Origin of the sequence: Agromyces humi (assembly GCF_009720255.1) — a bacterium.
Taxonomy (GTDB): Bacteria; Actinomycetota; Actinomycetes; order Actinomycetales; family Microbacteriaceae; genus Agromyces; species Agromyces humi.
This window is the reverse complement of sequence record NZ_WJSP02000156.1, coordinates 1-8242: the sequence shown is the minus strand read 5'-3', so window position 1 is coordinate 8242 and position 8242 is coordinate 1. Positions and strand designations below refer to the sequence as shown.

Sequence of the window (8242 nt, the reverse complement as noted above, 5' to 3'; positions counted from 1 at the left end):
GCTGACCGTGCGCCGCGCTCGCTGACCTCAGCGCCCGCTGACCTCCGCACCCGCCGGCGCCGACTCCCACCACGGGCCGGCGGCGTCGAGCGCATCCACGTCGCCTCGGTCGCCGAGCAGCTCCCAGCGCAGCAGCGACATCGGCACGTTGCCGTTGCGCCACACGACGTCGTGCACCTCGCGGAGCGAGAACTCGGTGCCGTCGAGCGCGGCCGCGACCGCGGCATCCGCCACCAATCGCATGACCGCGTGCTTGCCGACCAAGTACGACATCGCAAGGCCGGGCGTCGCCACATAGTAAGCGGTCTCCTCGGTGGCGGTGCCGACGTCCATCGGCACCATGCGCACGAAGAAGTCGACGGCCTCGGGCAGGCTGAACGCCCCGGTGGCGAGGTTCACGTCGACGACGACACGCAACGCCCGCAGCCGCATGAAGTTGTGCACGATGACCTGCGAGTGCGGGGCATCGGCGAAGAGGCCCGCCGTGAGCATGAGCTCCTCGTTGTAGTGCGCGATGCCCTCGTTGGCGACCGAGTCGATGAAGTGCCGGCGCAGCGGGTTCGGTTGCGCCCACGACAGCGCGAGCTGCTGGCTGTGCGCGCCCTCGTGGATGATGCCGAGGCGCGGATCGCGCGCGTTCGCCGCGTCGAAGTACGGCAGGTCGGCAGACGGCTCGGGCACGTAGGAGGTGGCGTCGTCGGCCACGCGACGGACGCTCGTGAGGTCGTCGTTCACGCCGAGGAACGCGAGCGGCTCGAGGTAGGGCGGCGTCGGCGCGAAGCGGTAGCGGCGCAGCGTCTCGGGCTGGGAGAGCAGGCCCGCGGATTCGTAGAAGGCGCGCACCTCGGCCTCTGCCGCGGCCTCGGCCGTCGACTCCGCCTCGGCGGAGGCCGCGAGCGGCGGCTCGGCCACCTCGCGGAAGCGGGCGCGCGTCGCCGCCTCGGCGACGATGCTGCGGCTCGCGTCCTGCATCGCGGCGCGCACGAGCTCGTCGGGGTCGTGCGTCACGAGGGCGACGTGGCGCAGGTACCACGTGAAGGCCTCCCGTCCGACGGGCACGTCGGGGCCGAGTCGGTCGGCGGATGCGTCGAGCCACGCGTGGAACCGCTCGAGCGCGTCGCTCGCCGCCGGCAGCGCCTCCCCGATCGAGCGGGAGGTCACCCGGTGGAGGAACGGCACGAGCGCCTCGACGGAGGACGCCAGTCGAGCGCCGATGTCATGCAGGTCGGCGGCGGCGACCCGGGCGAGGGTCGCGACGCCCGCCCGCTCGAGGTTGGCGATCGCCTGCGCGACGGCGTCGGGCATCGCCTCGAGAACGCGCACGAGGTCGCCCTGCCGCCGCGCGTCGAACGGCGGCGGCGCGAGCAGCAGGTCGAACCAGGGGCCGAGGACCTGCGACGTGAGGAACACCGCGTCGCGCTCCCAGTTGCGCAGCACGACGAGCTCCCAGTGCACGCGTGCCAGCGCGGCGCCGAGCAGCCGGTGATCGACCTGCGTGCCGACGGGGAGCGCGCCGAGCCCCTCGGCGTCGATCGCCTTCCACCGGTCGGCGAACCCGGCGAGCGCGAGCGTGAACTCGTGGATCGCGGCGCGGTCGAACCGCGGCAGCCACCCCGCCGGGCGTTCGACGCGCGGGATGTCGTCGGACGTGCGGAACGAGGTGGCGTCACGCCACTCCCAGAACTCCGCGCCGAGGTGTTCGAGGTCGGTTGCGAGCGACGTCATGCGCTCCACGCTAGACCCGGCCACCGTCTCCGAGGCGAGCCGGGAGTCACGGCGGGGCACCACACATGGCGGGAGCCCGCCCCGCCGGCCGGCGGTGCGGGCTCCTCGGTGGTTCGATCGCGTCAGCTGCCGGAGCCGGAGCCGGCCGTGACGGCCTGCTCGCCGCGCGAGACGGACTGCACCTCGACCTTGCGGGGCTTCGCCTGCTCGCTCACCGGGATGACGACGCTCAGCACGCCGTTCTCGTAGTGGGCGCTGATGCCGGCGGTGTCGAGTCCGTCGCCCAGCGTGAGCTGGCGAAGGAACGAGCCGCTCGGGCGCTCGCGCACGAGCCACTGCGCCTGCTCGTCGGAGCGAAGCGTGCGCTCGGCGCGGATCGTGAGCAGCTGACCGTCGATGTCGACGTCGACCGAGCCCGGGTCGACGCCCGGCAGGTCGGCGCTCAACACGTAGTGGTCGCCGTCGCGGTGCAGGTCGATCGGCATCACCCGCGGCCCCTGCCTGGAGTCGAGCATGCTCGCAGCGAGGCGGTCGAGGTCACGGAACGGGTCCCAGTACATGGCCATGATCGGCATTCCTCCCTGTGTCGCGGCCCTCGTCGGGCCGGTGTCCAAGACTTGAGTCGATGTCGCTCAAGTACCTCCAGATTAGCACTCGCCTTGGGAGAGTGCCAAGGGCGCGGTGTGTGACATCCGTCCGGAATTCACGGGGCCCGACCGCCACAGTGTCGCCGTCAGAACCGCTTGCGGCGGGCGCGCCCACCGCGTTGACTGGGGTGATGCGCGTCGTCATCGCCGGAGGTCACGGCAAGATCGCCCTCATCCTCGAACGCCTGCTCGCGGAGGCCGGCCACGAACCGGTCGGGATCATCCGCAACCCCGACCAACGTGTCGACGTCGACGCCACGGGCGCCGTCGCCGTGGTGCTCGACCTCGAGCATGCGTCGGTCGAGGAGGTGGGCCAGGTGCTGAAGAACGCGGATGCCGCGGTGTTCGCCGCCGGGGCGGGCCCGGGCAGCACGGCCGAGCGCAAGTTCACCGTCGACCGCGACGCGGCGATCCTGCTCGCCGACGCGGCCGAGGCCGCCGGCGTTCCCCGCCTCGTCGTCGTGTCCGCGATCGCGACCGACGAGTTCGACGCCGAGTCCGACGACGTCTTCCAGCTCTACCTGCGCGCCAAGAGCGAAGCGGACGCCTCGGTGCGCGAGCGCGACCTCGACTGGACCATCGTGCGGCCCGGCGGGCTCACGAACGAGCCCGGCACCGGTCGCGTGCGCGCCGCGACGACGGTGCCTCGCGCCTCGATCCCCCGGGCGGATGTCGCAGCGACGATCGCCGCCCTGCTCACCTCGGGCGCGGCATCCCGCACCCAGTTCGAGCTCGTCTCGGGCGACGATCCCATCGACGAGGCGCTGGCCTCGCTCTGAGCCGGCCCGGGCGCGCGAGACTCACCGCGTCCGTCAGCCGAGTCGCACGAGCCGGGTAAGGTCGTCGCCGGGCAGCTCGTCGGCGACCGCGGTGACGGTCATGGACTCCAGCGTCACGTTGCCGCCGTACGAGCTGAGGAATGCGGTGTCGGCGGCGTCGCGCCCGGTCGCGATGCGCACGAGCGTCGACCGCGGCGCGAGCGTGGTGGCGTCGACGACGTGCCAGGTGCCGTCGACGTGGGCCTCGGCCACCGCGTGGAAGTCCATCGGGTCGAGACCCGGCGCGTACACGGCGGCGAGTCGGGCCGGCACGTCGAGCGCGCGCAGCAGCCCGATCACGAGATGCGCGTAGTCGCGGCAGACGCCCTGGCCGGCCAGCAGCGTCTGCACTGCGCCGTCGGTCGGCTGGCTCGAGCCCGGCACGTAGCTCAGTCGGGTGCCGACCCACGAGCTCACGGCGGCGAGCAGGTCGGCGCCGTCCAGGCCCGCGAACTCCGCGTGGGCGGTCGGCGCGAGCCGGTCGGCCTCGCAGTAGCGGCTCGGGCGGAGGTACTCCAGCAGTTCGAGCTCGGTCCCGGATGCCGCATCCGCACGCCCCTCGACGGTGGCCTCGTACCGCAGCGTGACGGTGCCGGGCGCGACGTCGACGACGTGGATGCGTGTGCCCCCGGCATCCGTCACCTCGCGGGGCTCGATCGCCGCCCCGTCGTGCCGCAGTGCGAGGCGCTCGGCGGGCGGCCGGGCCGCCGCGGCGACGATGAACGCGAGCCGCGCCGGAGCGGCGACCTGCAGGGTGAGCTGGGCGGAGACGGATCGCTGCATGCGTGACACCTCGTTCGTCCTCGAAGGGCGTGCCGGGTGGCACCGTCCCATTCTCACCCGCGGGCGACCCATCTGCCCAGCCCCCCGGCGCGCGGCTAGCCTGAGGGGCATGGGCATCTCGGCCACGCTGCGGGCCACGAAGCGGGTCCCCCTGCTGCAGGTGGCGAAGTCGGCGGTCGCGACGATCGCCGCCTGGCTCATCGCGGGCTGGCTGATCCCCGGGCCGCTGCCCGTGTTCGCCGCGATCGCGGCCCTGCTCGTCGTGCAGCCGAGCGTGAACCAGTCACTCGGCAAGGCGGTCGAGCGGTCGATCGGGGTGATCCTCGGCGTCGTGATCGCCACGGGCATCTCGCTCGTGTTCGGGCAGAGCACATGGATCATCCTGCTGGCGATCGTCATCGCGATGCTCGTGGCCTGGGCACTGAAGATGACGCCGGGCACCTCGAACCAGGTGGCCATCAGCGCCATGCTCGTGCTCGCGCTCGGCGCGTCCTCGCCCGAGTACGCCCTCGACCGCGTGCTCGAGACGCTGATCGGCGCGGCCATCGGCATCGTCGTCAACGTGGCCATCGTGCCGCCCGTGGCGGTGGCACCGGCCCGAGAGCACGTCGCCCGCCTCGGGGGCGAGCTCGCGGCATCCGTCGATCGACTCGCGGCGGCGCTCGAGGGGCCGCAGGTCGCCGCCGAGGTGGAGACGCTGATGATCGAGGCCCGGCTGCTGCGGCCGATGCGGGATGCCGCGGAGGCGGCGATCGACGCCGGCGAGGAGTCGCTCACCCTGAACCCGCGCCGGTCGGCGCACCGCGAGGAGCTCGCCGCCCTGCGCGACCTGCTCGACCGGCTCAGCCCGATCGTCACGCAGCTGATCGGCATGACGCGCGCGTTCGCCGACCACTACGACGACGCCCTGCATCGCGAGCCGACCGTGCGCGCCATCGCCGAGCAGCTGCGCCGGGTCTCCCACGACGTGCGCCTCGCCGTCCGCGTCGCCGAACCCGAGCCCGAGCCGGTCACGTCCGAGACGCCGGCACTCACGTCGGCGCTCGTCATCGCGCCGCCGACGTCGGGCCACTGGATCCTCGTCGGCTCGCTCATGGAGGACCTGCGCCGCATCCGCGAGGAGCTCGGGGCGGAGTCCGCGTGACGCCGGGCTGACCGGCGCGGGCGCGACCGCCGGCGTCGTCAACCGAAGGTTCGACGCGCGCGCGGCACTCCCCTGCCTAGGCTGGCGACGCAACCCGACCGGGATCCACCAGACGACGGCAGGAGCGACCATGAGCACCACGTCCTCGACCACGACGACCACCAGCACCACCCGCAACGACCTCGCGAGGCAGCTCACGGTGGCGGTGAGCGCGGTGCTGGCGGTGATCGGCTCGTTCATCGGCTCGGGCGCGGCGGGCGGGCAGCAGGTGCAGGATGCGGCGGGCGGCGCGCTCGCGGCCGACGCCACGCTCATCGCGCCGGGCACCGGCGCGTTCAGCATCTGGTCCGTCATCTACTTCGGGCTGCTCGCCTACGCGGTGTGGCAGTTCCTGCCCGGGCAGCGCACCGATGCCAGGCACCGTCGGCTCGGATATCCCGTGGCGGCGTCGCTGCTGCTGAATGCCGCATGGATCCTCAGCATCCAGTTCGACCTGCTCTGGCTCAGCGTCCCCGTGATCGCGGCGCTGCTCATCGTGCTGATCGCGGCGTTCCGGATCTGCCTCGCGATGCCGCCGAAGAACGCCCTCGACGCGATCGTGACCGACGGCACCATCGGCCTCTACCTCGGCTGGGTGATCGTGGCGACCGCGGCGAACGTCACCGCCGCCCTCACCGCGACCGGCTGGGACGGCTGGGGCATCCCGCCCGAGACGTGGGCCGTCATCGTGGTCGCCGTCGCCGGGCTCATCGGCATCGCCCTCGCCGTCTGGGACCGCGGTCGCGTCGCCCCGACGCTCTCGCTGGGCTGGGGTCTCGCCTGGATCGCCGTCGCCCGCCTCACCGACGAGCCGTCGTCGACGGTCGTCGGCGTGACCGCGATCATCGCCACGGTGGCCGTCGTGGTCGTGACGGTCGCGGTGCGGGTGGCGGTGGAGCTGCGGCGGCGGCGGTCCGTGCCCGCACGCTCGTAGGCGTCGCCACTCACCCCTCGCCCGGCCCCGAGTGGCTATCGTCGAAGCGGAGAGGGGCACCATGTCGCAGCCGGGCGAGCGCGTCGCAGCACGCGGATTCGACTTCTTCAGCACCGGCGAGCTGCCCGCGCCGCGACTGCCGGCCCGAGAGGTGGCCGAGATCGTGCGCGCGGCGTGGGGCCTCGACGTCGAGCTCACCCCGCTCGGCAGCCAGCAGGACCAGAACTTCCTGGTGCGCGCCCGCGGTGCCGACCAGGGGGCCGAGCCCATCGGCGTCGTGAAGATCGCGAACCCGGCCTTCAGCGCGGTCGAGCTCGCCGCGCAGGAGCTCGCCGCCGCCCGCGTCGCGTCCGCCGCGCCGCACCTCCGCGTCGCCGTCACGACGACGGATGCCGAAGGCCGGTCGCGCTCGATCCTCGCCGACACGAGCGAGGGGCGGCGCAGCATCCGCCTCATCGCGTACCTCTCAGGCGGCACCCTCACGGGCGGTTCGTCCCTCTCCCCGACCGTCGTCGCGCGCCTCGGCGAGCTGGCCGCTCGCACGAGTCTCGCCCTCGCCGACTTCGACCACCCGGGCCTCGACCGCGTGCTGCAGTGGGATCCGCGGTTCGCCGCCGACGTCGTCGGACTCCTCGCCCGGCACCACGCATCACCCCACCAGAGGAGCACCATGGCACTCGCCGACTTCCCACGCCACCAGCTGACGTTCGGGCCGAGCCCGGTGCATCCGGTCGACCGGCTCAGCGACCACCTCGGCGGCGCCCGCGTCTGGATGAAGCGCGACGACGTCAACAGCGGCCTCGCCTTCGGCGGCAATAAGACCCGCAAGCTCGAGTACCTCGTGCCCGATGCGCTCGCGAAGGGCGCCGACACGCTCGTGTCGATCGGCGGCGTGCAGTCGAACCACACGCGGCAGGTCGCCGCGGTCGCCGCGCACCTCGGCATGCAGGCCGTGCTCGTGCAGGAGCACTGGGTCGACTGGCCGGATGCCGTGAACGACCGGGTCGGCAACATCCTGCTGTCACGGCTCATGGGCGCCGATGTCCGGCTCTCGCCGGCCGGGTTCGGCATCGGCTTCAAGGACTCGTGGCGCCAGGCGATCGCCGATGTCGAGGAGCGTGGCGGCACGCCGTACGCGATCCCGGCCGGGGCATCCGATCACCGGCTCGGCGGGCTCGGCTTCGCCAACTGGGCGCACGAGGTCGCCGCGCAGGAGCGCGAGGTCGGCGTGTTCTTCGACACGATCGTGGTGTGCTCGGTCACCGGGTCCACGCACGCCGGCATGATCGCCGGGTTCGCCGACCTGGAGCAGAACTTCGGCGGACCCCAGCGGCGCGTCCTCGGCATCGACGCCTCGGCGAAGATCGACGAGACCCGCGACCAGGTCGCCCGCATCGCCCGCAACACCGCCGCGCTGATCGAGGTCGGACGTGAGTTGCGCGACGACGAGATCACCGTGCTCGAGGGCTGGGCGGGCGAGCTCTACGGGGTGCCGGTCGAGTCGACCGACGAGGCGATGCGGCTCACCGGCCGCCTCGAGGGCGTCATCCTCGACCCCGTGTACGAGGGCAAGTCGATGGCGGGGCTCATCGACCTCGTCACGAGCGGCGAGATCCCCCGCGATTCGAACGTGCTCTACGCGCACCTCGGCGGCCAGCCCGCGATCAACGCCTACAGCGGCCGGTACCACTGAGCCGGATGCCGCGGCTGGGCGGATGCCGCGGGCGGCGGCCTCGGCGAGGCATCCGGCATGCTCGACACGCTCACCCAGCCCGTCGAGGGCGGACGCATCCTCAGCACCTCGCTCGTGTCGGTGTTCTTCGCGGACGACGGGCGCGTGCTCGTCGGCGCGGTGACGCCCGAGCGCCTGATCGACGCCGCCGCGAGCGGTCGCTGACGGGCGCCGCGCGTGACCGCACTGGCGATCGAGACGCACGGCCTCACCAAGCGCTTCCGTTCGCAACTCGCCGTCGACGGACTCGACCTCGCCGTGCCCGAGGGCGCGGTGTTCGGATTCCTCGGGCCGAACGGCTCGGGCAAGACGACCACGATCCGGATGCTGCTGGGCCTCGTCGCGGCGACGGCCGGCGACGCGCGCGTGCTCGGCGCCGACATGCCGCGGCACGTCGACTCGGTGCTGCCGCGGGTGGGC

9 protein-coding genes are annotated in these 8242 nt (G+C 73.0%); 6 read left to right on the top strand and 3 right to left on the bottom strand.

The annotated features are described in order from the left end of the window. Nucleotides 1–27 precede the first annotated feature (27 nt). Together GH736_RS13015 and GH736_RS13010 are read right to left on the bottom strand one after the other, a co-directional pair. Complete coding sequence (locus tag GH736_RS13015) at nt 28–1725, bottom strand: DUF885 family protein (protein WP_159603933.1); 1698 nt, start codon at nt 1723–1725, stop codon at nt 28–30. Between the two features lie 122 nt (nt 1726–1847). Then, a complete protein-coding gene (locus GH736_RS13010; RefSeq protein ID WP_159603931.1) occupies nt 1848–2291 on the bottom strand; it encodes an Hsp20/alpha crystallin family protein in 444 nt (147 codons plus the stop codon). Nucleotides 2292–2503: 212 nt separating this feature from the next. On the opposite strand from GH736_RS13010, the gene GH736_RS13005 reads away from it, so the two are divergent. Further along, a complete protein-coding gene (locus tag GH736_RS13005; protein ID WP_159603929.1) occupies nt 2504–3151 on the top strand; it encodes an NAD(P)H-binding protein in 648 nt (215 codons plus the stop codon). Between the two features lie 33 nt (nt 3152–3184). On the opposite strand, the gene GH736_RS13000 is transcribed toward GH736_RS13005, so the two are convergent. Then, the gene (locus tag GH736_RS13000; RefSeq protein WP_159603927.1) at nt 3185–3973 is read right to left on the bottom strand and encodes a transglutaminase-like domain-containing protein; all 789 of its coding nucleotides are present in this window, start codon (nt 3971–3973) and stop codon (nt 3185–3187) included. A 109-nt stretch (nt 3974–4082) separates the two neighbouring features. Between GH736_RS13000 and GH736_RS12995 the strand changes: the two genes are divergently transcribed. The 5 genes from GH736_RS12995 to GH736_RS12975 form a co-directional block, all read left to right on the top strand. Continuing rightward, complete coding sequence (locus tag GH736_RS12995; protein WP_159603925.1) at nt 4083–5117, top strand: FUSC family protein; 1035 nt, start codon at nt 4083–4085, stop codon at nt 5115–5117. Between the two features lie 130 nt (nt 5118–5247). Beyond that, nucleotides 5248–6090, top strand: coding sequence for a tryptophan-rich sensory protein (locus GH736_RS12990; RefSeq protein WP_159603923.1), 843 nt, complete (start codon nt 5248–5250; stop codon nt 6088–6090). Between the two features lie 670 nt (nt 6091–6760). Then, on the top strand, nt 6761–7783 hold the full coding sequence (locus GH736_RS12985; RefSeq protein WP_159603935.1) for a 1-aminocyclopropane-1-carboxylate deaminase: 1023 nt from the start codon (nt 6761–6763) through the stop codon (nt 7781–7783). Between the two features lie 57 nt (nt 7784–7840). Further along, a complete protein-coding gene (locus tag GH736_RS12980; protein WP_159603921.1) occupies nt 7841–7987 on the top strand; it encodes a hypothetical protein in 147 nt (48 codons plus the stop codon). Nucleotides 7988–7999: 12 nt separating this feature from the next. Further along, nucleotides 8000–8242 (top strand): ATP-binding cassette domain-containing protein (locus GH736_RS12975; RefSeq protein WP_159603919.1); only part of this gene is annotated, 243 nt, incomplete at its 3' end.